The following is a 25574-nucleotide window of genomic DNA, read 5'->3' on the forward strand; positions in this document are numbered from 1 at the left end:
ACATCACGAATGAATGCGCATACATCCATCAAAACAAACACACTAAGCCCCAAACCTCACCCTAAAAAAATCTATACAAAATCAAGATTTCAGCCACGAATATCTGTACAAGAAAATATACTTGTACAGTATCCGCACACGCCCGGGTGTTCGCTAAATGGCCCACAACCCCGCAAGGCAAACGCTGATTACCCTGGCCATCCTCCTGGCCATGGCCCTGACCCAGCCCGCCTGCGCAGACTGGCGCAGCGCCCTGCCACCGGTCCACCTGACCGGCAGCGGCGATTTCAGCTGGTTCGGCCTGCGCCTGTACAGCGCCCGCCTGTTCAGTGCCGGCTCGCCGCAACACTGGGATCAACCCTTTGCCCTCGAACTGCGCTACCACCGGGCACTGTCCCGCGACACGCTGGTCGACGCCAGCCTCAGCGAAATGCGTCGCCTGGCCGGGCAGCTGCCGAGCCCGCAAACCCTCGAACTCTGGGCACTCAACATGCGCGCCGCGTTCGTCGACGTGCGCCCGGGCATGCGTATCACCGGGCTGTACCTGCCCGGGCAGGGCTGCCGCTTCTATGTCGATGGCCAACTGCGCGCCGAGGTCACCGACCCGGCCTTCGCCCGGGCGTTCTTCGCCATCTGGCTCGACCCTCGAGCCCGAGACCCACAGTTGCGCCAACGCCTGCTCGGGCTGGCTGAAGAAGATCGTGGAGGCTGACCATGCGTAACCTTGTATTCGTGCTTGCCTGCCTGCTGCTCGGCAGTTGCGGCAATGTCGGCGTCGAACACTACCGCGGGCAGCAACCGGGCCTGGACCTGGCGGCGTTCTTTGCCACGCCGGTAGAAGCCTGGGGTATGTTCCAGAAGCGCAACGGCGAGGTGGCCAAGCGCTTCCACGTGCGCATCGACAGCCGCCGTGAAGGCGAGCGGCTGATCCTCGACGAGCACTTCGTCTACAGCGACGGCACCCGCCAGCAGCGCACCTGGACGCTCACCCCGGACGGCCCCGGGCGCTGGCGCGGGCGGGCAGGGGACGTGATCGGCGAGGCCCGTGGCGAGGTGGCGGGCAATGCGCTGCGCTGGCAATACCGCCTGGATCTGCCGGTGGATGGCAAGCACTGGCAGGTGGACCTGGACGACTGGATGTACCTGATGGATGAAGACACCCTGATCAACCGCTCGAGCATGCGCAAGTTCGGCGTGGAGATCGGGCAGATCACCTTGTTCTTCCGGCGTTTGCCCCAGGCCGGCGGATGAACAAAAGCCTGTTGCCGAGCAAGCTCTGCGCGGCCTGTGGCCGGCCGTTCGCCTGGCGCAAGCGCTGGGCGCGTTGTTGGCAGCAGGTGCGCTACTGCTCCGAGCGCTGCCGCCGCTCAGTGCCACGCGGCCAGGCGCAAGGCCAGCGGCAAGGCGAGCGCCCATAACGGCGCCAGCATCAGGGCCGTGGCGAGCGAGCCCAGCGGCAGGCCGACGCCCGCAAGCTGCGCACCGGCCAGATAGGCCGGCGGGCCGCCCAGCACACCCAGCAGCACCCCACGCCAGGCCGGTCGCATGGCCCAGGCCAGGCTGTGGCGCAAGCCGCTGGCCAGCACCAGCCACAGCAAGGCCAGCCAGCCGGGTAGCGGCCATTGCGCAAAGCTGAAGACCCCCAGTGCGCCCAGCAGGCTGTCGAGCAGGCAACCGGCAAGGGTCACGCGCAACAGCGCCCGTGCTTCGGCCACGCGGTCATGGCAATAGCCCAGGTGCAGCGCCAGCCCGGCAGGCACCAGCAGCAACAGCCAGGGCCGCGTTGCGCCGAGCACGCAGGCCCACCAGCCAGCCTGCAGCCACAGCGCATTGCCCAGCAGCCAGGCGCGCGGCATGCTCAGGCGCCCGGCAGCGGTGCCCGGCGTGCCTGGGGTGTGGCCCACAGCAATTGCGCCACACCGATCACCCGCTCCTCGAAGCCGCCCTGGCAGTAGCACAAGTAGAATTCCCACAGCCGCTGGAAGGTGTCGTCGTAACCCATTTCACTCAGCGCCCCGCGCGCCAGGCGCAGGTTGTCGCGCCAGTGGCGCAGGGTGCGTGCATAGTCCTGGCCGAAGTCCTCCATGTGCAGCAGGTTCAACGCGGTCTGCCGGCTGGCGGTGTCGAGCAGCACGCTGAGCGAGGGCAAGGCACCGCCGGGGAAGATGTAGCGCTGGATGAAATCCACCGAGCGGCGCGCCTGGGCGTAGCGCTGGTCGCGGATGGTGATGGCCTGCAGCAGCATCAGGCCGTCGTCCTTGAGCAGCGCGGCGCACTGGCGGAAATAGGTTGGCAGGTAACGGTGGCCCACGGCCTCGATCATTTCGATCGACACCAGCTTGTCGAAGCGCCCGCGCAGGTCGCGGTAGTCCTCGCACAGCACGGTGATGCGCCGCTCCAGGCCCAGCGCCTTGACCCGCTGCAGGGTATGGCTGTACTGCGCCTGGGACAGCGTGGTGGTGGTGACCCGGCAGCCATGGCGGGTGGCGGCGTGGATGGCCAGGCTGCCCCAGCCGCTGCCGATCTCCAGCAAATGGTCGCGGGGCTTGAGCTCGAGCTTCTGGCAGATGCGTTCGAGCTTGTTCAACTGCGCCTGTTCCAGGCTTTGCTCGGCGCTGTCGAACTGCGCCGCGGAATACATCATGGTCGGGTCGAGCAAGCGTTCGAACAGGGCATTGCCCAGGTCGTAATGGGCCAGGATATTGCGCCGCGCGCCGCGCCGGCTGTTGCGATTCAGGCTGTGCAACAGGTGTAGGGCCGGGCGGGCGAAGCGCGCCAGGCCGCGTTCCATGGCATCGAGCACGTCGAGGTTGGCGACGAATAGACGGGTCACGGCCGCCAGGTCAGGGCTGCGCCAGTAACCGTGGATATAGGCTTCGCCTGCGCCGATCGAGCCATTGCCGGCAACCATGCCCCAGGCGGCCTCGTCCACGATCTCGACTTCGGCGTACAGCGCGCTGCCGGTTTCGCCGAAGGTCCATTGGCGGTCGTTGCCGATCAGCCGCAGCTGGCCGCGGCTGATCCGGCGCAACTGGGCCAGCACCGCGCTCCTGACCAGGCCACCGAGCAGCGGTGTCAGGCCCGCCGACTTGCTAACGCTCAACGTGGGTTCGGGCATGTTCGGGTTCCTCGCGGGTGGTCTGGCCAAGGCGCAGGTTGCCCTGGCTTGCGCGGTGATCGTGGAGGGGCGTGCGCTTGAACAGCAGGCGCAGGGCTTGCCAGTAGATGGCCGACAGCGTGCGCAGGCTCATCCACGGGAAGGCCAACACGTGCTGGTGCAAGGTGCTGCGGTTCAGCACCCGGCGCTCCAGGGCCAGGTCGGCGGCGAACACCGGCTGCCCTGCGCGGTGGTTTTCCATGTGGATGCGCAGCCGCTGGCCATCGAGGAAAAAGCGCAGGCGGTACTCCATGTCCAGTGGCATGAACGGCGACACATGGAAGGCCTTGGCCACGCAGAACCGCCGGGGCAGGCCTGGCTGCACCGGCAGCACATAGTGGAAGCGTTCGCGCCAGGGGGTGTTGCGCACCTCCAGCAGAATCGCCGCGAGCTGGCCCTCGCGGTCATGGCAGAAGTAAAAACTCACCGGGTTGAACGACAGCCCCCAGCAGCGTGGCTGGGTGAGCAGGTGCACGGCGCCCTCGGGGGCCTGCCCGGTAGCCTGGCCGACCAGCTGGCGGGCGGCCTGGGCCAGCGGCATGCCGCTGCGGGTGAGGGCCGGCAGGTAGTCGCTTTCACGCCAGCAAAGCGGGGCCAGGCGCGACTGCCCGAGCCAGCGCGACAGGCCGAGCAGCCAGGGCTGTTCGGCCAGGTCGAGGTAGAACATGCCGATGCGGTAGCGAAAGGCATGCGGGCGCGGAGTCAGGCGCCGGTGGCTGACCCAGCCGCGGCACAGGCTGCTGTTCACAGGCGCTCTCCAAAGTGTTCGGCCACTTGCAGCGCGCTGACCACGCCGTCCTCGTGAAAGCCGTTGGCCCAGTAGGCACCGCAGTAATAGCTGTGCTGGCGCCCCTGCAACTCGCCTTGGCGGGCTTGGGCGGCCAGTGCCGCCAGGCTGTATTGCGGGTGGGCGTACTGGAAGCGGGCGAGGATCTGCGCCGGGTCCACCAGGGCGGTCTGGTTCAGGCTGACGCAGAACGTCACCGGTGCCTCGATGCCCTGCAGGATGTTCATGGCGTAGGTCAGCGCGGCGGGGGCCTGTTCGCTGCCACCCAGGCGGTAGTTCCAGCTGGCCCAGGCCTTGCGCCGCCTTGGCAGCAGGCGGGTATCGGTGTGCAGCAGCACATCGTTGCTGGCGTAGCGGATGGCGCCGAGCACCGCGCGTTCCTCGCTGCTGGGGGCCTCCAGCAGCGCCAGGGCCTGGTCGCTGTGGCAGGCGAACACCACGCTGTCGAACCGTTCGCTGCCGGCCGTGCTGTTCAGCGTTACGCCGCCCTCGTCACGGCAGACCCGCCTGACTGCGCAGTTCAGGCGAATGCGCTCGGCGAACGGCCGGCACAGCGGCGCCAGGTAACTGCGCGAACCGCCTTCGACCACCCGCCATTGCGGGCGGTGGTTGACCGACAGCAAGCCGTGGTTGCGGCAAAAACGCACGAAGAACTGCAGCGGGAAGCCCAGCATGTCGCTGCGCGACATCGACCAGATCGCCGACCCCATGGGCACGATGTAGTGGTCGATGAAATGCTGGCCGTAGCGCTGCGTGCGCAGGTAGTCGCCAAGGGTGGTGGTGGCTTCGATGCGCTGGTTGTCCAGGTCGGCGAGGGCCTGGCGGTTGAAGCGCAAAATGTCCCGCAGCATGCCCCAGAAGCCCGCTGACAGCAGGTTGCGCCGTTGGACGAACAGGCTGTCGAGGGTGTGGCCGTTGTACTCGTAGCCTGTGCGCGGATCGTGCACTGAAAAGCTCATCTGCGTGGGCCGCGAGGCCACCCCCAGGTAGCCCAGCAGGCGGATGAAGCTGGGGTAGGTCCAGTCGTTGAACACGATGAACCCGGTGTCCACGGCATAGTGCTGGCCGCGCCAGTGCACATCGACGGTGTGGGTGTGGCCACCGATCCAGTCGGCGGCCTCGAACACCGTGACTTGGTGCCGGCGCGACAGCAGGTGGGCGCAGGTCAGGCCGGCGATGCCGCTGCCGATGATGGCGATTCGCATGTTCGGCTACCCCTGTTCACGGCGGGCCATGCGCTGGCCCAGCTTCAGGCGCCAGCGCACCGGCAGCGCGCCGAGCAGGCGCAACACGCAGGTGAACAGGCCGGGGAAATTGATTTCCAGTGGCCGCTGCGCCAGGCGTGCGGCGATATGACGGGCGGCGCGCTCGGCACTCCACAGTTGCGGCATGGCGAAGTCGTTGCGCCGGGTCAGCGGGGTATCGACGAAGCCGGGGCTGACCAGGGTGACATCGATGCCTTCGTCGATCAGGTCGATGCGCTGCGACTCGACCAGGTAGCGCACCGCGGCCTTGGACGCGCCGTAGGCACCGGCCCGTGGCAGCGCCAGCCAGCTCACCGAGCTGCCCACCACCACCAGATGTGGCCGCTGGCCGCGCCGTAGCAGGGGCAGGGCGGCCTGGATGCAATGGCACAGGCCCAGCAGGTTGGTGCGCATCACCCGTTCGACCAGCGCCGGGTCGAAGTGGCCGGGCTCCAGGTACTCGCAGGTGCCGGCGTTGAGGATCACCAGGTCGAGGGCGCCCCAGTGCTGCTCGATATCCGCGGCGATCTGCGCCACTTGCGACGTCTCGCCGATATCACCGACGGCCAATAGCGCCTGGCCTGCAAAGCGTTCGGTCAGTGGCTGCAAGTTGCTGGCCTGGCGGCCACCCAGCGCGACCTGATGGCCTTGTTCCAGCAAGCGCAGCGCCAGGGCGGCGCCGATACCGCTGCTGGCGCCGGTCAACCAGCAGCGGCTCATGCCAGCCGGCCCTTGAGCCAGCCGATCAGCCCACCGACCACGGGCACGTGCTCGTACAGCAGCGCGCCGGCATCGAAGTAGTCCTGGTGAAAATCGACGTGCTCGCGCCACCGCAGGTGGCTGCAGCCGTCAAGGCTGATCGGCCTTCCGCCGGCCAGGCGCGGGTGGCAAAAATGCAGGGTCCAACGCAAGTAGCCGTGGCCCGGCTGTACCTGGTCGGCGCCGTGGAAGTCGTAGCGGATGTCCTGCACGTTGGCGTACAGCGTGGCGAAGTAGGCGCGCAGGGCAGGCAGGCCCTCGATCTGGTGCAGGGGGTCGCGGAAGGTCACCGCTTCGCTGTACAGCTCGTCGAGGCGCTGGAGGTTGCCAGCGTTCAAGCCGGCGAAGCGTTCGGCGAAGGTTTGCAGGTAGTCGGACATGCACGGCTCCAGGCAATCCTGTACACGGAGCGATTTTTGTACAGGTATACCTGAAGCCTATGTGCAAAACTATACAAGTCAATCAATTTGTACAATTTTAGAAGGGCCCGCTCCCACAGGCGTGTACATCAGTGGTTGCTGTTGGCCAGCTGCTGGCGCAACTGCGCCACCTCGGCTTCCAGCTCGCGGACTTTCTGCTCGGCGCATACCTGTGCACTGACGTCGCGCTGAATGCCGATGAAATAGGTCAGCTGGTCGGCCTCATTGTGCACGGGGGTGATCGACAGCTCGTTCCAGAACAGGCTGCCGTCCTTGCGGTAGTTGCGCAGCACTTGGCGGCAAGGGCGGCCGTCGCGGATCGCCTCGCGGATGTTCGCAAGCCCCGGCTGGTCATGGTCCTGGCCCTGCAGGAAGCGGCAGTCTTGGTAAAGGATGTCGTCGACGGCATAGCCGGTCAGGCGTTCGAATGCCGGGTTGGCGTAGATCAGGATGCTGTCGCTGCCTTCCTGTTCGGCGACGACGATGCCGTCGTTGGAGGTCTCGACCATCAGTTGCAGAAGCTTTGCGTCGATCATGTGAACCTCGGGTAATGGTGGCGTGCGCGCTGGCCGCCATGATGACGCACGAACGCTCGGCGCAAAAGGCGGGGATGGGTTTAGAATGGCGTTCCCGGCCCTTAGACCCCCACGTGCCCGATGACCGAAGCGATTTCCCCTGATTTGCTGCCCATGCGCGATGTGGTGAGCCTGACCGGCATCAACCCGGTGACCCTGCGCGCCTGGGAGCGCCGCCACGGGCTGATCAGCCCCCAGCGCACCGAAGGCGGCCATCGCCTGTACACCCCCGAGGATGTACAGCGCATCCGCGACATCCTGCACTGGACGGGCAGTGGCCTGCCGATCAGCAAGGTCGGCGAGTTGCTGGCCCGTCAGCACGAGCAAGGGGGCCGGGCGGTCGAGCAGGGCAGCGATGCCTTCGACGACTGGCGCGCTGCCGTGCTGCGTGCCACCCAGGCCTTCGATGGGCAGGCGCTCGAAGCGCTGCATGGCCAGGTGTTCACCCTGTTCCCCAAAACCGTCGCACTGCGCGAAGTGCTGATGCCGGTGTGGCGCCAGTTGGCAGCCGGCACGGCGTTCGGCCAACGCAGCCAGTGGCTGTTCCTCGATACCTTCCTGCGCGCTCGGCTGTTGCTGCGCCTGCAACTGAACCAGGCCGCCGCCCCACGCGTGCTGTTGAGCGCAGCCGGTGGCGTCAGCGAGCTGGAGCTGCTGTGCAGCGCCCTGTTGCTGGGGGGGGAGCAGCAGAGTATCGAGGTGCTCGGCAACGGCCAACCGCTGGACGAGCTGCCACTGCTGTGCGTGGCCATGCGCCCGGCGGCACTGGTGATCAGGGTGCAGGGCCCGATCAGCCTGGCCCTGGCCACGCGGCTGCGTAGCTTGCAGTTGGAAATCGCCTGCCCGATGGCGTTGCTGGGCGACGGCCTGGCCGAGTTTGCCTCGCTGTTGCAGGGCATCCCGCTGGCGCTGCTGGAGGGCGAGGGCGCCGAGGCCGGGCCCAAGCTTGCGGCCTTGCTCAGGGGCAAACTGGAGCTGTAAAGGCTCAGCCGCTGCGCCACTTCTCAAGCAGTATCGCCACGAATTTTTCCGCCGCCGGCGACAGCGAGGCGCCGCGCCGGTAGACCAGGCCGAGGGTGCGGGTGACCTCCGGTTCGGTGAGCGGGACGCTGACCAGGGTCGGGTGGTCGGGCCCGGGCATCGCCAGGCTGGGCATTGCCGAGACTCCCAGCCCGGCCTCGACCATCCCCAGGGACGTGGACAGGTGCTGCACCTCGTAGAACCATTTGGGCCTTAGGCTCAGCCCGCTCAATGCGTGGTCCAGCAGCATGCGGTTGCCGCTCAGGCGGCCAACGCCGATCAGCCGGTAGTCGGCCAGTTCCGACCAGGTCACCGCTTTGCGCGATGCCAGTTCATGGTCGCGTCGGCAGGCCAGGACGAACGGCTCCTGCACCAGTGAGACGAACTCGATGTCCGAGTGCTGGCCGCTCATCATGTTGATGCCGAAGTCCGCTTCGCCGCGCAGCACCGCCTCCAGGCCGTCGTTGGCGCTGAGGTCGAGCAGGCGGATGCGGATCTTCGGGTACTGCTGGTTGTACAGGCGGATCACCGAGGGCAGGAAGTAGAAGGCCGCCGTGGGGATGCAGGCAAGGGTGACCTGGCCGCTCTGGCGTTCGGCCAGCTCGCGGATGCTCAGGATCGAGTCCTCGAAATCATCGAGCAGGCGGCGTGCCTTGGGCAAAAAATCCCGGCCGACGCTGGTCAGGCTGACGCGCCGAGTGGTGCGTTCGAGCAGCGGCGTGCCCAGGCCCTCTTCGAGCTTCTTGATACGCCTGCTCAGCGCCGGCTGCGACAGGTGCAGCACCTCTGCCGCTTCGTGGAAGCTGCCAAGTTCGGCGATTTTCACGAAAGATCTGATGTCTTGGAGCTCGTATTCCATGGCGGTTCTCGGTTTAGTCCTTGATATAGCGATGAGGCCAATGCTCGCCACACAAAACAGTGGTTGAACACGGGACCAACAGCTACGTTTGATTGATTTATCAAGCGCAATAATAGCTACGATCTTTGCATTGGATTGATTTATCCATGCCTGTCACTCTTTCGATCACAACATCAATTCAGCCGATTGATCAACAAGAGTCACTAGACATGCAACGAATCCCCTGTGTGCTCATGCGCGGCGGCACCTCCAAAGGCCCCATCTTCCATGCCTGGGATCTGCCCACCAATGTGGTCGAGCGTGATGAAGTGCTGCTGCGCCTGATGGGCTCTGGCCACGAGCTGGAAATCGACGGCATCGGCGGCGGCAGCCCGCAGACCAGCAAGGTGGCGATTGTCAGCCCGTCTCTGCACGCCGACGCCGATGTCGACTACCTGTTCGTCCAGGTGATGGTGGCCCAGCGCCGCGTGGACACCGCGCCCAACTGCGGCAACATGCTCTGCGCCGTGGGCCCGTTCGCCATCGAGCAAGGCCTGGTCAAGGCCGTCGAGGGCAAGACCCTGGTGCGCATCCGCAATCTCAACACCAACACCTTCGTCAATTCCCTGGTCGAGACGCCCAACGGCATCGTCCGTTACGAAGGCCGCACGGCCATCGATGGCGTGCCGGGCACGGCGGCGCCGATCCACCTGACCTTTCTCGACGCGGTCGGCAGCAAGACCGGGCAACTGTTCCCCACAGGCCAAACCAGCGATGTGATCGACGGTGTGACGGTGACCTGCATCGACATGGCCATGCCGATGATGATCGTCGAGGCCAGCCAGCTGGGCCTGGACGGCGGCGAAAGCCCCGCCGAACTGGATGCCGACAGCCGCCTGCTCAAGCGCCTGGAAGCACTGCGCATCAAAGCTGGGCGGGCCATGGGCCTGGGTGATGTCAGCGGCATGGTCATCCCCAAGCCGGTGCTGGTCAGCCCGGCGAAGTTCGGCGGCACGCTGCAGGTGCGCTACTTCATGCCGCACAACTGCCACCGGGCCCTGGCCATCACCGGTGCAATCGGGCTGGCGACCGCCTGCGTCAGCCCCGGCACCGTCACCATGAACCTGCTTGGCGATGCAGCCCAAGGCCTGCAGGAAGTGCGCCTCGAGCACCCCAGCGGCGGCATTGATGTGGCGCTTTCGCGCAGCGGGCCGGACGGCAAGACGATCCAGGCGTCCGTGGTGCGTACCGCCCGCCGGCTGTTCTCAGGTTTCGTCTACGCGCCAACGGCACGGCGGCTGGCTGGCTGAGCCGCTGTACCCAAGGACGACACAGCGCATCCGCACAAATCCAACAATGGGTGATGCCTTATGAAACTGGTCAAATCGCTGTACTTCCAGATCCTCTGCGCCGTCCTGCTGGGCGTGCTGGTCGGGCACTTCTGGGCGCAACAGGCAGTTGCCCTGAAGCCGCTGGGTGATGCCTTCATCAAGCTGATCAAGATGATGATCGCACCGGTGGTGTTCTGCACCATCGTCACCGGCATCGCCGGCATGAGCGACCGACGCTCGCTGGGCCGCCTGATGAGCAAGACGCTGTTGCTGTTCCTGGTGCTGACCGTGATCAGCCTGGCGATCGGCCTGGCCGCGGTGCATATCTTCCGTCCGGGCGAGGGCATGAACATCGATCCGTCGACCCTCAGCACCCAAGGCCTGAGCCAGTACACCGACTCGGCGGCCAAGCTCGGTGTGGTCGACTTCTTCATGCACATCATCCCCGACACCTTCATCGGTGCATTCAACAAAGGCGAAGTGCTGCCGGTGCTGTTCCTCGCCGTGCTGTGCGGCTTTGCCCTGTCGGCCATGGGCGAGCGCGGCCAGCCGGTGCTCACGGTGCTGGAATCGGCCTCGCAGATGGTGTTCAAGATCTTCGGCTACCTGATGCGCTTCGCCCCGGTGGGCGCCTTCGGCGCCCTGGCGTTCACCGTGGGGCAGTACGGCATCAGCTCGCTCGGCGCGCTGGCCAAGCTGGTCATGACCCTGTACATCGCCTGCGCCTTCTTCGTGCTGGTGGTGCTTGGCGGGGTGTGCCGGGCCAATGGCTTCAGCCTGTGGAGGCTGCTGCGCTACCTGCGCGAAGAGTTTTTGGTGGTGCTCGGTACTTCGTCCACCGAGCCGGTGCTGCCGCGCATGCTGCAGAAGCTCGAAGCCCTGGGCTGCAAGAAGGGCGTGGTAGGGCTGGTGCTGCCCACCGGCTATTCATTCAACCTCGACGGCACGGCCATCTACCTGTCGCTGGCCGCGGTGTTCATCGCCCAGGCCTGCAACATCGACCTGACCCTGGGCCAGACCCTGACCATGCTGGCAATCATGTTGCTGTCGTCCAAGGGCGCGGCGGGGGTGACCGGCAGCGGCTTTGTTGCGCTGGCCTCGACCCTGACCGTGATTCACGACATCCCGCTGGCGGGGCTGGCGCTGCTGATCGGTGTCGACCGCTTCATGTCCGAGGCGCGGGCGCTGACTAGCCTTGCCAGCAACGCGGTAGCCACGGTGGTCATCTCGCTGTCGGAAAACGCCTGTGACCGGCAGACGCTGATGCGCACCCTGGCCGAAGGCCCGCAGCCCGCCGCCAGCGCTGACAACCCAGCCCACTGGCCGGCCGGCGAGCCGCGCCGGCACAGCTAGCCCGCCCGCTTACAAGCACTGAATGACATAAACTTCCACCCAGCGCCGCGAGGCGCGGGTGGGGCAGGGGCCGTTCGCGCTCGCGGCGGCCACACCCCATAAAAACAAGAGAATATTCCCATGCTCGCATTGCTTGGCCTGGTCATGGTGGTGACCTTCACCTACCTGATCATGAGCAAACGTCTGTCGCCGATCGTCGCGCTCACCGTGGTGCCCATTGTCTTCGCCGTGATCGGTGGCTTTGCCCCGGACCTCGGCAAGATGATGCTCGACGGCCTGAAAACGGTCGCGCCGTCCGCCGCCCTGCTACTGTTCGCCATTCTGTTCTTCGGCCTGATGATCGATGCCGGGCTGTTCGACCCGTTGATCCGCAAGATCCTCAAGCGGGTCAACGGCGACCCGATCAAGATCGCCATGGGCACTGCGCTGCTGTCGCTGCTGGTAGCCCTCGACGGCGACGGCACCACTACCTACATGATCACCTGCGCCGCCATGCTGCCGCTGTACAAGCGCATCGGCATGAACCCGATGATCCTGGCCACCATCGCCATGCTGTCGCTGAGCATCATGAGCGGCCTGAGCCCTTGGGGCGGGCCGGCCACCCGGGCCATCGCCGCCCTGGGCCTGGATGCCAGCGAGTACTTCATCCCGATGCTGCCGACCATGGTCGGCGGCGCCGCCTGGGTGGTGTTCACCGCCTTCCTGCTGGGCCGCGCCGAGCGCAAGCGCATCGGCAACATCAAGCTCGAATCCGGCGGCGGCAACTGCTACATCAAGGCAATCCTGGAAGACACACCGCACAAGCGCCCGCGCCTGGCCTACGTCAACCTGGTGCTGGTGATCGCGGTGATGGTCGCGCTGGTGATGGGCCTGATGCATGCGGCGATCCTGTTCATGATCGGCTTCGTCGCGGCCTTGATGATCAACTACCCGCAGCTCGAATTGCAGAAGGAACGCATCCTCGCTCACTCCGGCAACGCCATGACCGTGGTGCTGCTGGTATTCGCCGCCGGCATTTTCGCTGGCATCTTCTCTGGCACCAAGATGGTCGATGCGCTGGCGCAGACCCTGGTCGACTGGATCCCTGAAGCCTGGGGCCACTGGTTCCCGCTGGTGGTGGCGATCACCAGCATGCCGCTGACCTTCGTGCTGTCCAACGATGCCTACTACTTCGGCGTGGTGCCGATCCTGGCCAACGCGGCCGCCGCCTATGGCATCGACCCGGTGGAGATCGCCCGGGCCTCGGTGCTTGGGCAACCGGTACACCTGATGAGCCCGCTGGTGGCGTCCACCTTGCTGTTGGTCGGCATGGTCGACCGTGACATCGGCGAGTTCCAGAAAGCCACGGTGAAGTGGGCGGTGCTGACTTCGCTGGTGATCACCGCGCTGGCCCTGCTGACCGGGGCCCTGTCCTTCTTCGTCTGACCCTCCCTGACGGGTGGCCGAGCGGCCGCCCGGTAACGCGCCAATAACAATAAAAGAGTCCCCGAACATGACACGAGCCCTTCAGCGTGGGGCCGCTTGCGGCCTGCTGTTCTGCACCTTGCCTGCGGCCCAGGCGGCCGGTTTCATCGATGACGCCAGCCTCAAGCTGCAACTGCGCAATGTGTATTTCAACGAGAACTTTCGCGACGAGCAGGGCCTGAGCGCCCGCGCCGCCGCCAACGCCAAGAGCGAGCGGGTGGAATGGGCGCAGGGTTTTCTGCTGGACTACCAGTCCGGTTTCACCCAAGGCCCGCTCGGCCTGGGGGTGGATGCCCTGGCACTGGTGGGGGTGAAGCTCGATTCGGGGCGCGGGCGCAGTGGCACCGGCCTGCTGCCGGTACATGACGACGGCCGTGCGGCGGACGAATTCGCCAGTGCCGGGATAACCGCCAAGGCCCGGCTGGGCGCCACCGTGATCAAGCACGGCAGCTTGCTGCCCAAGACCCCGGTGCTGGTCTACAACGACGCCCGCCTGCTGCCGCAGACCTACCAGGGCACCCAGCTGGTCAGCACCGACATCAGCGGCCTGACCCTGAGCGCCGGCCACCTCGACCGTTTCAAACAGCGCGACTCCTCCGACAGCACCGGGCTGTATGCCGACGGCTACGGCGGTGGCGCGTCGGGTGACTTCACCTACGCCGGCGCCGAGTACGCAGTCAGTAAGCAACTGCGCTTGAGCTACTTCCACGGCGAGCTGGAGCACTTCTATCGCCAGGACTTCGGCGGGGTCCAGCATGACCTGCCGCTGGCGGGCGGCGTGCTGACCACCGACCTGCGCTATTTCAAGAGCCACGACAGCGGCGCGGCCTACGGCGGCCGCATCGACAACGACATGTTCAGCGGCCAACTGGCCTATACCCACAGCGGCCACACCTTGGGCACGGGCTACCAGGTGCTCGATGGCGAGGCAGGGCTGCCTTATATCAGCGGGGCGACGGTGTATTCGTTCAGCAACGTCGGCATCGGTAAGTTCATCGAGGAAGAAGAGAAAACCTGGATGGCCAGCTATGCCTACAACTTTGCCGCTGCCGGCGTGCCGGGGCTGACGTTCATGGCCCGTTACCTGAGTGGCGACAATGGCCGCTCCGGAACGGCGGGCCTGAGCGAGTGGGAGCGCGACATGGAACTGGCGTACGTGGTGCAGTCGGGCAGCTTCAAAGGCCTGGGGGTGAAGCTGCGCAACTATGTGTACCGGGCGGACTTCGCCCGTGGTCGGGACAGCAACCGCATCTACCTGACTTACGACATCGCCCTGTGGTAGCGCATCCTGGCCTAGGCATGCAGCCAGAACGCGAATTCGGCGAACTGCTCGCCGTTCCACCAGTTCGCGGTTCCGCGGCCGTACTGGAAGTTCCTGGCGCCGGCCTGGCTCTGCAGCGGCGCGATGACATTGCCGGCGGTGTCGCGGCGCGCGGTTTGCTCGGCGGTTTCGGGCACGACCATGACGATGTGCCCCGACCGGCCATCTTCCTTGCGCCGCGCCACGATCAGGCCGATGGCGCCCTGGTTGGCCTCGGCCTGCAGGGTGCTCAGCGTGCCGGTCTGGCGCCAACCGAAGCCGGGGCCGAAATCACGCAGCCACCTGAACAGGTCGTTGGCGCGCATTTCCCGCAGGGTGTCGCCGATCAGTGGCGTTACCGGTTGGCCTGCGGCGAGCTTGAGCAGGGCCGGCGTACTCCACCAGCAGCGCGGCAGGTAGGCACCGGCGAGCAGGCAGTAGTCGTGGGCGTAGATGTTGCAGAAGGTCAGCCCGTCATGCGGCTGGTAGCGAAGGTGAGCCGTGTTGTCGACTGCCAGCCATTGGATGATGGCGGCAAGCGACTCACGCAACTCGTCTGCGCTGGAGCCCTGGCGGGTGGGCTGCCGGGCTTCGTTGAGCGAATGGGCGTCAGCCGGGTTGGCCCTGCGGGTGACCACGCCGTTCTTGCGCGGCATGAACACGGCGGGGATCGCAAAGCCACCTGGTATGCTCGCCAGCAGGGCGCTCTGGTCTTGTACGGCGCTGGGTTGAGGGGCGGGCTGGGTGATCTCGATCACCGCGTCGTCAGCCGCCGGCACCAGGAAACGCTTGGCGCAGAAACCGCGCACGCGTGCGCCGGACAAACTGGTTTCGATGCTGACGAAGCCGTTTTCAGCCGTTTTGCTCAAGACCCGTACCGGGTGCCCATCCGGCAGGTTCGCCACGACGTTGGCCTGTTCCGGTGTACTGATGAAGGGTTGGCTGCGCACACGCAGCATGCCTTCGCGGGTATCCACCCGCATCGCCGTACCCTTGCCGGAGAGCGGGCTGGGCGGCGCCACGATGGCCTGGCCGGGGGCTGGCGTGGGCAGGGCAGGCTGTGCCGGGTCGGTTGCTACCGTGTGGCACAGGCGAATGAAGTCGAACAGGTTCTCGCCATAGAATCGATCATCGCTCTTGTGCCCCTGCTTCAAGCCTTTCGAGGGGACGAAACCACCGGTGTTGTAGACGATGCCCACCTGGGCGAATTCCAGGTCGCTGAGCGGTTGCCGGCGCTGCTCGAAGCCCAGTTGTCGAAGCGCGCCCTTGAGTTCGTCCATCGCGCGGCCCAGGGAGCCGCTGAACGTCGCCCAGTGGCGATCGAGAAAGAAATCGGGCTCGGGCTTGAAGAACTGCAGGTCCAGCTGGAACACGCCATAGCCGTGGCAGAACTTGTTGGGCTTCTTGGCCACGTCCTGGTAACCCGGCACGAACCTGGCCATGTCCACCAGTGCCTGGTGGCCCATGGCGAACATCAGGTCGCCACGCGGGCGCAGCAGCAGTTCGGCCTTGTTCCGCGGGAAGGCCTTGCGCCCGGCGGTGTCGTCCAGCGTATCGCCGACACACAGCGCGGTGACCTGGGCCAAGGGCAGCTTGGCCTTGCGCAGGAACGGCCAGATGCTGCCGGTCTCCTGGCAGGCCAGTGCGGTGAGGTGGTCCACCGTCAAGGGTGTGCCGATGATCGCCTGGGTCATGTCCTGCTGGAACTGCTCCTTGAACCAGCGAATATCCTGAGTGCCTGGCATGTCAGAACCCTCCGGTGAAGGGGCGGTTGCGCAAGGTGTGGGGGTATTTCTCAGGGGCGGGGCATGGGCAATCGCCATTGCGCAGCGCACAGGGCGTGAGGCGTATGGAGGGGGCGGGCAGATGATGGTCGGCACGCTGCGGTGCGTGCTCATACGCCGTTGGAGGCACAAAAGGCGACATGAACGTCTCCCTGAAACAAGTTCCGTCTGGCGAACTGCTCAGGGTCGTCGTTTACCCTTCTCTGGGCTTGATGGCTGCGCATGAAAGGACCGCGCGGCCGCAATCCAGATCGGGCCGTGCGGGCGAAACGTTTCAACGCTACTGACTGAATTCAAGTCAATGACGCTGAAAAAGCAAGGCAGTGGGGTAAGGCCGAACGTCCATTTTCTAATAGCGGGCAATGAGCTTATTCAAACATCGAAGGTCGCAGCCCAGCCGCTTGAAACTGGAGCTTACAGGCCCTTTGCCTCAGCACTGTTGCGCGTGAATGGCGACTTCCAATGTGGTGATATCGAACCACTTCTCCATCGCTTTGTTGCCTTCGAACCACTGACAAAAGACAAACACCGTAGGCGCAAACCCGCCGATCGCACGTTGCTGCCTGATGTTGGCAATCGTCATCAATGGCCCACCGCTTTTTAGCAGCACCACATCACCTTTCAGGAACTCGCTCATTTCAATACCCCACGGTCGACTGCAAGGTTGGGGAGGGTAATCGGGTCGCGCTCCCCTGCAGGAAAAACTGCTCCATGATCCTGTCGTCCGCGCTGGGCATGCGGCCCCGCTGGCGTGCATCCACTGTTGCGTACAGCAACGTAATGAACAGCTCGGTCAGCAGCGCGGCCGTGACATCAATGCGAAAGGTTCCTTGTTGCTGACCACTCAAGAATAGCGCGTCGAGCTTGTCCAGATAGAACTGCCAATCCGCTTCCCGCTGCCCATTGGCCTGCAGATTGGCGTGGTAGCGGGACATCATGAACGCGATCAGTTCGCCTCGAGCCAGGTGCTCACGGATCAGCTGGCGCAGTGCAGCCAACGGCGACGGCGCCAGCGGCGCGACGCTGTCGAGGATGCATTCGAGGGTTGCCCTGGCATGCTGTTCGAGTTGGCTGTCGAGGTTGTCCCGTGTGCCACACAGGCGATGCAAGGTCGCCCGGCTGATGCCGGCAAGTTCGGCAAGTTCCTGCATGGACGCCCGCGGATACAGGGCAGCTGCTGCAAACAGTGTGTTCAGCAGGGTGCCGGGCAACGACAGGCCGGGGCAATCAGTTCTCGCTTTTACTAGGTCCAATATAAGCCTCTAAATAATCTTATGAGACAAATTTGACTCATTAAGGTCGAAAAGGTAGCATCCGACCCGTTTTCAATCAAGGCTCGGGTGAGTGATGGGCAAGACACGTGCGTTAAGGATGGGTGTGCTGGCAGGCGCAATGGCATTGGCTGGGTGTGGCCCGGCCGAGGAGCCGCAAAGTGCGGCTGAGGCCCGCTACCCGGTGGAAGTGGTGAGCCTGGTGGCCGAGTCGTTGACGCTGGCCTCGGAGTTGCCGGGGCGGGTTGAGCCGATGCGGGTGGCCGAGGTGCGCGCGCGGGTGGCGGGCATCGTCCTGCACAAGCGCTTCGAAGAGGGCGCCGACGTCAAGGCCGGCGACGTGCTGTTCCAGATCGATCCGGCGCCGTTCAAGGTGGCCCTGGCCCGTGCCGAGGCCGACCTGGCCCGCGCCCAGGCGGTGCAGCAGGAGGCCGAGGCGCGGGTCAAGCGCTATGCGCCGCTGGTCAAGATCGAAGCGGTCAGTCAGCAGGATTTCGACAGCGCCACCGCCACACTGCGCAGTGCCCAGGCAGCCGTGCGTTCCGGCCAGGCCGATGTGCAGACTGCACGCCTGAACCTGGGCTACGCCACCGTCACTGCGCCGATCTCAGGGCGTATCGGTCGGGCACTGGCCACCGAAGGTGCGCTGGTGGGGCAGGGCGACGCCACGCTGATGGCGCGGATTCAGCAGCTCGACCCGATCTATGTCGACTTCACCCAGTCTGCCGCCGATGCCCTGCGCTTGCGTCAGGCCTTGAAGGACGGCGCCCTGGCGGGTGGCGACGACAAGGCACTGAGTGCCCAGGTGGAAGGCACCGATTTTCAGCGCCAAGGCGCGCTGATGTTCACCGATGTGGCGGTCGATCGCGGCACTGGCCAGGTCACCCTGCGCGGGCGCTTTGACAATGCCGACGGCACCCTGTTGCCGGGCATGTACGTGCGCGTGCGCACCCCGCAAGGCACCGATCGGCAAGCCCTGCTGGTACCGCAACGAGCGGTGCAGCGCGGCAGCGATGGCGAGGCGCGGGTGATGGTGGTCGGTACCGGGAGCCTGGCCGAGGCGCGCAGCGTGCGCACTGGTGTGATGCAGGGTGCGCGCTGGCAGATCGTCGAGGGCTTGCACGCCGGCGATCAGGTGATCGTCGGTAGCCCAGCCGGCCTGGCCCCGGGCATGCCCGTGGTACCGGCCCAGGCACAACAGGCTGCGGCGCAGTAAGGCGAGGTAAAGCTAATGTCCAAGTTCTTCATCAATCGGCCGAACTTCGCCTGGGTCGTGGCGTTGCTCATTTCCCTGGCCGGTCTGCTGGTGATCCCCACGCTGCCGGTGGCCCAGTATCCCAACGTGGCACCGCCACAGATCTCCATCACCGCCACATATCCGGGGGCCTCGGCCAAAGTGCTGGTCGAGTCGGTGACCAGCATCATCGAAGAGTCGCTCAACGGTGCCAAGGGCCTGTTGTACTACGAGTCCACCAACAACTCCAACGGCGTGGCCGAGGTGCTGGTGACCTTCGAGCCCGGCACCCCGCCGGACATGGCTCAAGTCGACGTGCAGAACCGTCTGAAAAAGGCCGAGGCACGCATGCCCCAGGCGGTGCTGACCCAAGGGCTCAAGGTCGAGCAGGCCAGTTCCGGTTTCCTGCTGATCTACGCCCTGACCAGCAAGGAGGGTGACAGCGGTGATACCACCGCGCTGGCCGATTACGCCGCGCGCAACATCAACAACGAGCTGCTGCGCGTGCCCGGTGTGGGCAAGCTGCAGTTCTTCGCCTCGGAGGCGGCCATGCGGGTCTGGGTCGATCCGCAGAAGCTGGTGGGCTACGGCCTGTCTATCGACGACATCAACAACGCCATCCGTGGCCAGAACGTCCAGGTGCCGGCCGGCAGCTTCGGCAGCACGCCGGGCGCGAGCGAACAGGAACTGACCGCGACCCTGGCGGTGCAGGGCACCCTCGATACCCCGCAAGCCTTTGCCGGCATCGTGCTGCGCGCCAACCCGGATGGTTCCAGCGTGCGCCTGGGCGACGTCGCGCGCATGGCCATCGGCAGCGAAAACTACAACCTGTCTTCACGCCTGGACGGTAATCCGGCTGTGGCCGGCGCGGTGCAGCTGGCGCCCGGCGCCAACGCCATCGAGACCGCGACACTGGTCAAGGAACGCCTGGCCGAGCTGTCCCAGTTCTTTCCTGAGGGCGTCGAATATTCGGTGCCCTACGACACTTCACGCTTCGTCGACGTGGCCATCGAGAAGGTGATCCACACCCTGATCGAAGCCATGGTGCTGGTGTTCCTGGTGATGTTCCTGTTCCTGCAGAACGTGCGCTACACCCTGATCCCGTCGATCGTGGTGCCGGTGTGCCTGCTGGGCACGCTGACGATCATGAAGCTGCTGGGTTTCTCGGTGAACATGATGACCATGTTCGGCATGGTGCTGGCCATCGGTATCCTGGTGGACGACGCCATCGTGGTGGTGGAGAACGTCGAGCGATTGATGGCCGAAGAAGGCCTGTCGCCGGTGAATGCCACCATCAAGGCGATGGGGCAGGTATCCGGAGCGATCATCGGTATCACCCTGGTGCTGGCCGCGGTGTTCATGCCGTTGGCGTTCATGTCCGGTTCGGTGGGGGTGATCTACCAGCAGTTCTCGGTGTCGCTGGCGGTATCGATCCTGTTCTCCGGCTTCCTGGCCCTGACTTTCACCCCGGCTCTGTGCGCCACGCTGCTCAAGCCGGTGCCTCACGGTCACCATGAAAAGCGTGGTTTCTTCGGCGCCTTCAACCGCAGTTTCGCACGGGTGACCGAGCGCTACTCTGTGCTGAACAGCGCCCTGGTGGCCCGCGCGGGGCGCTGGATGCTGGCCTACGTCGGCATCCTGGTGGTGCTGGGTTATTCCTACCTGCGTCTGCCTGAGGCCTTCGTGCCCTCGGAAGACCTGGGCTACACCATCGTCGATGTGCAACTGCCGCCGGGCGCGAGCCGGGTGCGTACCGATCATACCGCCGAAGCCCTGGAGAAATTCCTGATGTCGCGCGAGGCGGTGGGCAGTTCGTTCATCGTCAGCGGTTTCAGCTTCTCGGGGCAGGGCGACAACGCGGCGCTGGCGTTTCCGACCTTCAAGGACTGGTCGGTGCGTAACGCACAGCAGTCGGCAGACGCGGAAACCGCAGCCATCAACGCCCAGTTCGCGGCCCATGGCGACGGTGCGATCACCGCTGTGATGCCTCCGCCGATTGACGGCCTGGGTAACGCCGGTGGCTTCGCCCTGCGCCTGATGGACCGGGGTGGCCTGGGCCGCGAAGCGCTGTTGGCCGCCCGCGACCAACTGCTGGCGCGCGCCAACGGCAATCCGGTGATTCTCTACGCGATGATGGAAGGCCTGGCCGAGGCGCCGCAACTGCGCTTGCACATCGACCGTGAGAAGGCGCGTGCCCTGGGTGTGTCGTTCGAGGCGATCAACAGCACCCTGGCCACGGCGTTCGGTTCGGCGGTGATCAACGACTTCACCAATGCCGGGCGCCAGCAACGCGTGGTGGTGCAGGCCGAGCAGGGCGAACGCATGACGCCGGAGAGCGTGCTGCGCCTGTATGCACCGAACGCCAATGGCGAACAGGTGCCGTTCAGTGCCTTCGTCACCACTACCTGGGAAGAGGGCCCGGTGCAACTGGTGCGCTACAACGGCTATCCCTCGATCCGTATCGCCGGCGATGCTGCGCCAAGCCACAGCACCGGACAGGCGATGGCCGAGATGGAGCGCCTGGTCAGCGAGCTGCCGCCCGGCATCGGCTATGCATGGACCGGCCTGTCATATCAGGAGAAAGTCTCCAGCGGCCAGGCCGCCGGCCTGTTCGCCCTGGCCATCGTGCTGGTGTTCCTGCTGCTGGTGGCACTGTACGAAAGCTGGGCGATCCCGCTGACGGTGATGCTGATCGTGCCGATCGGCGCCTTGGGCGCGGTGTGGGCGGTGATGCTTACCGGGCTGCCCAACGATGTGTACTTCAAGGTCGGCCTGATCACCATCATTGGCCTCGCCGCGAAGAACGCGATCCTGATCGTCGAGTTCGCCAAGGAGTTGTGGGAGAAGGGCTACAGCTTGAGCGACGCCGCCATCGAGGCCGCGCGCCTGCGTTTCCGCCCGATCGTGATGACCTCCATGGCCTTCATTCTCGGCGTGGTACCGCTGGCCATCGCCAGCGGCGCCGGTGCGGCTAGCCAGCGTGCCATTGGCACAGGGGTGATCGGCGGCATGCTCAGCGCCACGCTGCTGGGGGTGGTGTTCGTACCGATCTGTTTCGTCTGGGTGCTGTCGTTGCTCAAGCGCAAGCCAGCGCCACAGGCTGTCGAGGTGGCCAAGTGATGTTCGTGGGTAATCGTGTTCTTCCGTTGGTCCTGGCCTTGACCCTGGCGGGCTGTTCCCTGGCGCCGACCTATGAGCGCCCCGAGGCGCCGGTGCCGGCGCAGTGGGGCGACGCTGCCGGGCATCAAGGCCCGGTGGTGGAGCAGCTTGACTGGCAGGCATTCATCGTCGACCCGGTGCTGCGTCAGCTGGTGGGCTCCGCACTGGGCAACAACCGTTCGTTGCGCCAGACCCTGCTCGACATCGAGCAGGCCCGCGCGCAATACCGTATCCAGCGCGCCGACCGGGTACCTGGGTTGAATGCCGGTGCATCGGGCAATCGCCAGCATCTGCCGGCGGACCTCTCGGGCAATGGCCGTGAGGGCGTCAACAGCACCTATCAGGTGGGGCTGTCGCTGCCGGAGTACGAGCTGGACCTGTTCGGCCGGGTCAAGAGCCTGAGCGATGCGGCGCTGGAGCAGTACCTGGCCAGCGAGGAGGTCGGCCGTGCCGCGCACATCGCCTTGATCGCCGAAGTCAGCCAGGCCTACCTGACCCTGGATGGCGCCGAGCGCAGCCTGGCGTTGACCCGCCAGACCCTCGCCAGCCGCGAGGATTCGCTGGCCCTGGTCGGCCAGCGCCGCGCCGCCGGCACAGCCACCGCGCTGGACCATCAGGAGGCGTTGGGGTTGGTCGAGCAGTCCAGGGCGGACCTCGAAGCTACGGTGCGCCAGCAACGCCATGCCTATAACGCCCTGGTGCTGCTGCTGGGCGATGCGCAGGCGACCAAGGTGATCCCCGGTGAGCGCCCGGACGAGCCGATGGTGCTGCAGGACATCACCCCTGGCCTGCCGTCGGCGCTGATCGAGCGCCGCCCGGACATCCTTGCCGCCGAGCACCGCTTGCGTTCACGCAACGCCGATATCGGCGCGGCGCGGGCGGCGTTCTTCCCGCGCATCAGCCTGACCGGCAGCTTCGGTACCTCCAGTGCGCAGATGTCCGGGTTGTTCGACGGCGGTTCGCGCAGTTGGAGCTTCATGCCGCAGCTGTCGCTGCCATTGTTCGATGCCGGCCGCAACCGCGCCGGGCTGAGCCTGGCCGAGGCGCGCAAGGATTCGGCGGTGGCTGCCTACGAGGGCACGATCCAGATCGCCTTCCGTGAGGTGGCCGATGCATTGGCCGCCACCGACACGCTACGCCGCGAGGAAGCCGCGCGGCGAGCGCTGGTCGATACCAGCCGGGCGACCGAGGCCTTGGCCAAGGCGCGTTATGAGGGTGGGGTGGATAACCATCTGCGCTACCTGGATGCGCAGCGCAGCAACTTCGTGAACGAGGCGGCCTATATCCAGGCCAGCACCCAGCGCCAACTGGCCCTGGTCGACCTGTTCCGCGCCTTGGGCGGTGGTTGGTCGAACAAGGGCTGAGAACGGGCCCTTTGGTTGGCGAGTCCAACCGCCTTTGCCTCTGGATGTGATGTCCAGGGGCTTTTTTATGAGCGCTGCAAAGGTTATCGGCGCGGCGCCAAGGCGCCGTGCAGGAACAGCACTTCAAGGGTCTGCACGGAGGTGGCACTGGCGGCACGCCCGCGACGCTCGGCATCGACGATGCCGTAGACCATGCTCAGGAACATTTCAGTGAAAATGGCGGCGCTGATGTCGATGCGGAAAACGCCAGTCTGCTGGCCCCGCAGGAAGAATGCATCCAAGGCGTCGGCGTAGTCCTGCCAGCGGCGGTTGGTCTCGCTGCCGTCAAAGGTGTCCGGGCGGTACTGGAACAGCAGGAACAGCATCATCTCGCGGTGCTTGAGATGCTCGGTGATGAGGTGGCGCAGCGCCGGCAACGGCTCGGCATGGGCAAGGTCCGCCTCGCGGATGACCTTGTTGAGGATCTGCTCGCCATGGCTCTCGAGCATGCTCACCAGGTTGTCGCGGGTGCCACAGAAGCGGTGCAGGGTGGCCTTGCTGACGCCGGCGGCTTCGGCCAGCTCTTTGAGGGTGGCCCTGGGGTGGACGACGATTGCATCGGCCAGCGCCTTGAGTAGGCGCTCGTCGGTTACCGGAGAAGTCATCGAAATTGCTCACTTTGCTTGCTGTGTCGGCATTGTGAAGCAAATGCATCATGGAGACACCCGTCTGATAGAAAAAGCATCATTTGAAGCATGTTTGCCTTATGGGTTTGAGCATTCGTGTTGATCCTCCGTCCTCCCTCCCTCTGCCTCATTTGAAGTAACAAATGTTTCGTAAATTCACGTTTTTGGTGCGTGCGTTGCTGCATGAAGGTGCGCGGTTGGGTTTCCAGGTATCAAATATCAAATGTTATAAAAACGTAACTAAATGATAAATAACAACAAAACAACTGTTATGTAATTGGCATGTGGTTTGCTCAAGGGCTTGGTGCCTGGGTCTTGCCCAGGTTGTCGTTCAGACCCTGTCGTTGCTCTTCCTGATCCAGGGGCGTGGGCAACGGCAGTTCAGAGCCCATGAGGACCTTCCAATGAAAGATGTGATTCAGCGCCTTGATGTCGGCCATGCCTCGGTAGGGGTAATCAGGCCCTTGGTGGTGGCGCTCGCGGCCATGACCGCCCTAGGCTCGGCTCAGGCAGCCGAGAACAACGCGGCACAGCTGGGTGGCAAGCTGAACCCGCTGGGCGGCGAGGTGGCTGCCAATGCCAACGGCTCGATCCCTGCCTGGGTGGCACCCGGCAAGCAGGAATCGGGATGGCGTTACGGCGAAGTGCGTGGCCAGTATTGGAAGTTCAAGGACGACAAGCCGCTGTTCAGCATCGATGCCGGCAACGTGGCGCAGTACGCCAAGCAGCTTTCGCCCGGCCAGCTGGAGCTGTTCAAGAAAATCCCGGGTTACCGCATGGATGTCTACCCCACCCGGCGTACCTGCGGCGCGCCGGATTTCGTGGCGGACAACACGCGCAAGAACGTCGGCTTCGCCACCCTCGATGCCACTGGCGTGGCACTGCAGGATGCCCATGTGCCCGGCACTCCGTTCCCCATGCCCACGACTGGCGCCGAGGTCATGTGGAACATGAAGATGCGCTACCGCGGTGTCGGTTTCGACATGTCCAAGACCGTTTCCGGATTATCGCCGCGCGACGCGGGTGGCAGCTGGCTGCGCACCTCTACCGACTGGTTCATGTACACCCCGTGGGGCCAGAAGGGCAGTGCGCTGTTCTCGTCGTTCGACCGCCTGGAAGTGGCCACCTACTTCAACTACAACGAGCCCGCGGCCCTGGCTGGCCAGGCCGGCGTGGTCACCACCAAGGCCGGTGAGCAGGCCAGTACCTTCTACTACTTCCCCGGCCAGCGCCGTGTGCGGCGGATGCCCTCGTATTCCTACGATGCGCCGCAGATCGGCCTGGATAACCAGTACACCATCGATGAGTCGAATATCTTCTTCGGCCCCATGGACCGTTTCGACTGGAAGCTGATCGGCAAGCAGGAACTGCTGGTGCCTTACAACGCGTTCGGTGCCTATGACGGCTCCAAGCGTATCGAGGATGTGGCCCAGCAAAGTGCCATGGCCCCCGAGGCGCGGCGCTACGAATTGCACCGGGTGTGGGTGGTGGAAGCGAACGTGCGCCAGGGCATGCGCCACCAGGCGCCCAAGCGCGTGTTCTACATCGACGAGGACAGCTGGAACGGCCTGATGGCGGTCGACTACGACAAACAGGGGCAGATCTGGAAAGTCCGCGAGGGCTACACCATCCCGGTCTACGAGACCGGCACCTGCGATATGGAGGCTCAGGCCCAGTACAACCTGGTCGATGGCCGCTACCTCTACGACATGACCTCGATCGGCGTGGGCAAGAAGGACCACCGCTGGCTCACCGAGGATGCCGGCAACCCTCGCCTGAAGCGTGACTTCTATACCTCCGACAACCTGCGGGCTATCAGCGAACGTTGATCCATCACCTTTCGAGCGCCG

24 protein-coding genes are annotated in these 25574 nt (G+C 65.0%); 12 read left to right on the forward strand and 12 right to left on the reverse strand.

Annotated features, from left to right (window positions below):
• Window positions 1-157: 157 nt before the first annotated feature.
• Genes DM373_RS17810 through DM373_RS17820 form a run of 3 tightly spaced genes read left to right on the forward strand, consistent with a single transcriptional unit; the run spans window position 158 to window position 1418 of the window.
• Window positions 158-712, forward strand: coding sequence for a chalcone isomerase family protein (locus DM373_RS17810; protein ID WP_110994829.1), 555 nt, complete (start codon window positions 158-160; stop codon window positions 710-712).
• A 2-nt stretch (window positions 713-714) separates the two neighbouring features.
• Complete coding sequence (locus DM373_RS17815) at window positions 715-1251, forward strand: DUF3833 domain-containing protein (RefSeq protein ID WP_110994830.1); 537 nt, start codon at window positions 715-717, stop codon at window positions 1249-1251.
• Window positions 1248-1418 (forward strand): DUF2256 domain-containing protein, encoded by a 171-nt coding sequence (locus tag DM373_RS17820; protein WP_110994831.1) that lies wholly within the window; start codon window positions 1248-1250, stop codon window positions 1416-1418. The genes DM373_RS17815 and DM373_RS17820 overlap by 4 nt, the downstream gene beginning before the upstream one ends.
• On the opposite strand, the gene DM373_RS17825 is transcribed toward DM373_RS17820, so the two are convergent.
• The 7 genes from DM373_RS17825 to DM373_RS17855 all read right to left on the reverse strand — a co-directional run bounded on the left by DM373_RS17825 (window position 1368) and on the right by DM373_RS17855 (window position 6902).
• Entirely contained in the window at window positions 1368-1856 is a 489-nt protein-coding gene (locus tag DM373_RS17825) for a DUF2878 domain-containing protein (protein WP_110994882.1), read from the reverse strand. The two genes, DM373_RS17820 and DM373_RS17825, sit on opposite strands and share 51 nt — an antisense overlap.
• 2 nt (window positions 1857-1858) lie before the next feature.
• Complete coding sequence (locus tag DM373_RS17830; RefSeq protein WP_110994832.1) at window positions 1859-3118, reverse strand: SAM-dependent methyltransferase; 1260 nt, start codon at window positions 3116-3118, stop codon at window positions 1859-1861.
• A complete protein-coding gene (locus tag DM373_RS17835; protein ID WP_110994833.1) occupies window positions 3093-3905 on the reverse strand; it encodes a DUF1365 domain-containing protein in 813 nt (270 codons plus the stop codon). Before DM373_RS17835 ends, DM373_RS17830 begins: the two co-directional genes overlap by 26 nt.
• Entirely contained in the window at window positions 3902-5149 is a 1248-nt protein-coding gene (locus DM373_RS17840) for an NAD(P)/FAD-dependent oxidoreductase (protein WP_110994834.1), read from the reverse strand. Before DM373_RS17840 ends, DM373_RS17835 begins: the two co-directional genes overlap by 4 nt.
• A gap of 6 nt (window positions 5150-5155) precedes the next feature.
• Window positions 5156-5908 carry an SDR family NAD(P)-dependent oxidoreductase gene (locus tag DM373_RS17845; protein ID WP_110994835.1) on the reverse strand — a complete coding sequence of 251 codons (753 nt, stop codon included), beginning with the start codon at window positions 5906-5908 and terminating at the stop codon, window positions 5156-5158.
• Window positions 5905-6327 (reverse strand): nuclear transport factor 2 family protein, encoded by a 423-nt coding sequence (locus DM373_RS17850; RefSeq protein ID WP_110994836.1) that lies wholly within the window; start codon window positions 6325-6327, stop codon window positions 5905-5907. The genes DM373_RS17845 and DM373_RS17850 overlap by 4 nt, the downstream gene beginning before the upstream one ends.
• Before the next feature lie 128 nt (window positions 6328-6455).
• Window positions 6456-6902, reverse strand: coding sequence for a PAS domain-containing protein (locus DM373_RS17855; protein WP_110994837.1), 447 nt, complete (start codon window positions 6900-6902; stop codon window positions 6456-6458).
• A gap of 120 nt (window positions 6903-7022) precedes the next feature.
• Between DM373_RS17855 and DM373_RS17860 the strand changes: the two genes are divergently transcribed.
• Window positions 7023-7922, forward strand: a complete 900-nt coding sequence (locus DM373_RS17860) for a MerR family transcriptional regulator (RefSeq protein ID WP_110994838.1) — start codon at window positions 7023-7025, stop codon at window positions 7920-7922.
• Between the two features lie 4 nt (window positions 7923-7926).
• On the opposite strand, the gene DM373_RS17865 is transcribed toward DM373_RS17860, so the two are convergent.
• Complete coding sequence (locus tag DM373_RS17865) at window positions 7927-8820, reverse strand: LysR family transcriptional regulator (RefSeq protein ID WP_110994839.1); 894 nt, start codon at window positions 8818-8820, stop codon at window positions 7927-7929.
• Between the two features lie 209 nt (window positions 8821-9029).
• Between DM373_RS17865 and DM373_RS17870 the strand changes: the two genes are divergently transcribed.
• The 4 genes from DM373_RS17870 to DM373_RS17885 all read left to right on the forward strand — a co-directional run bounded on the left by DM373_RS17870 (window position 9030) and on the right by DM373_RS17885 (window position 14229).
• The gene (locus DM373_RS17870; protein WP_110994840.1) at window positions 9030-10109 is read left to right on the forward strand and encodes a 4-oxalomesaconate tautomerase; all 1080 of its coding nucleotides are present in this window, start codon (window positions 9030-9032) and stop codon (window positions 10107-10109) included.
• 60 nt (window positions 10110-10169) lie between these two features.
• Window positions 10170-11483: a dicarboxylate/amino acid:cation symporter gene (locus DM373_RS17875; protein WP_110994841.1), complete on the forward strand. Its 1314-nt coding sequence runs from the start codon at window positions 10170-10172 to the stop codon at window positions 11481-11483.
• A gap of 120 nt (window positions 11484-11603) precedes the next feature.
• Window positions 11604-12908 (forward strand): CitMHS family transporter, encoded by a 1305-nt coding sequence (locus tag DM373_RS17880; RefSeq protein ID WP_110994842.1) that lies wholly within the window; start codon window positions 11604-11606, stop codon window positions 12906-12908.
• A 67-nt stretch (window positions 12909-12975) separates the two neighbouring features.
• Complete coding sequence (locus DM373_RS17885) at window positions 12976-14229, forward strand: OprD family porin (protein ID WP_110994843.1); 1254 nt, start codon at window positions 12976-12978, stop codon at window positions 14227-14229.
• A gap of 11 nt (window positions 14230-14240) precedes the next feature.
• Here the strand turns inward: DM373_RS17885 and DM373_RS17890 are convergent, their stop codons facing one another.
• The 3 genes from DM373_RS17890 to DM373_RS17900 all read right to left on the reverse strand — a co-directional run bounded on the left by DM373_RS17890 (window position 14241) and on the right by DM373_RS17900 (window position 17182).
• A complete protein-coding gene (locus tag DM373_RS17890) occupies window positions 14241-15992 on the reverse strand; it encodes an SH3 domain-containing protein (protein WP_110994844.1) in 1752 nt (583 codons plus the stop codon).
• A gap of 469 nt (window positions 15993-16461) precedes the next feature.
• Window positions 16462-16668, reverse strand: a complete 207-nt coding sequence (locus DM373_RS28785; protein WP_157966857.1) for a YodC family protein — start codon at window positions 16666-16668, stop codon at window positions 16462-16464.
• A 1-nt stretch (window position 16669) separates the two neighbouring features.
• A complete protein-coding gene (locus DM373_RS17900) occupies window positions 16670-17182 on the reverse strand; it encodes a cytochrome c-type biogenesis protein (RefSeq protein WP_110994883.1) in 513 nt (170 codons plus the stop codon).
• A gap of 196 nt (window positions 17183-17378) precedes the next feature.
• Here DM373_RS17900 and DM373_RS17905 point away from each other — a divergent pair, with 196 nt between their 5' ends.
• Genes DM373_RS17905 through DM373_RS17915 form a run of 3 tightly spaced genes read left to right on the forward strand, consistent with a single transcriptional unit; the run spans window position 17379 to window position 23059 of the window.
• Window positions 17379-18518 carry a MexC family multidrug efflux RND transporter periplasmic adaptor subunit gene (locus DM373_RS17905; protein ID WP_110994846.1) on the forward strand — a complete coding sequence of 380 codons (1140 nt, stop codon included), beginning with the start codon at window positions 17379-17381 and terminating at the stop codon, window positions 18516-18518.
• A 15-nt stretch (window positions 18519-18533) separates the two neighbouring features.
• The gene (locus DM373_RS17910) at window positions 18534-21656 is read left to right on the forward strand and encodes an efflux RND transporter permease subunit (protein ID WP_110994847.1); all 3123 of its coding nucleotides are present in this window, start codon (window positions 18534-18536) and stop codon (window positions 21654-21656) included.
• Window positions 21656-23059: an efflux transporter outer membrane subunit gene (locus DM373_RS17915; protein ID WP_110994848.1), complete on the forward strand. Its 1404-nt coding sequence runs from the start codon at window positions 21656-21658 to the stop codon at window positions 23057-23059. The genes DM373_RS17910 and DM373_RS17915 overlap by 1 nt, the downstream gene beginning before the upstream one ends.
• Window positions 23060-23142: 83 nt before the next feature.
• Here DM373_RS17915 and DM373_RS17920 read toward each other — a convergent pair whose 3' ends face one another.
• Complete coding sequence (locus DM373_RS17920) at window positions 23143-23703, reverse strand: TetR/AcrR family transcriptional regulator (RefSeq protein WP_110994849.1); 561 nt, start codon at window positions 23701-23703, stop codon at window positions 23143-23145.
• A gap of 425 nt (window positions 23704-24128) precedes the next feature.
• Here DM373_RS17920 and DM373_RS17925 point away from each other — a divergent pair, with 425 nt between their 5' ends.
• The gene (locus tag DM373_RS17925; protein ID WP_110994850.1) at window positions 24129-25553 is read left to right on the forward strand and encodes a DUF1329 domain-containing protein; all 1425 of its coding nucleotides are present in this window, start codon (window positions 24129-24131) and stop codon (window positions 25551-25553) included.
• The last annotated feature ends 21 nt before the right edge of the window (window positions 25554-25574 follow it).

It is taken from the genome of Pseudomonas sichuanensis (assembly GCF_003231305.1).
Classification (GTDB): Bacteria; Pseudomonadota; Gammaproteobacteria; order Pseudomonadales; family Pseudomonadaceae; genus Aquipseudomonas; species Aquipseudomonas sichuanensis.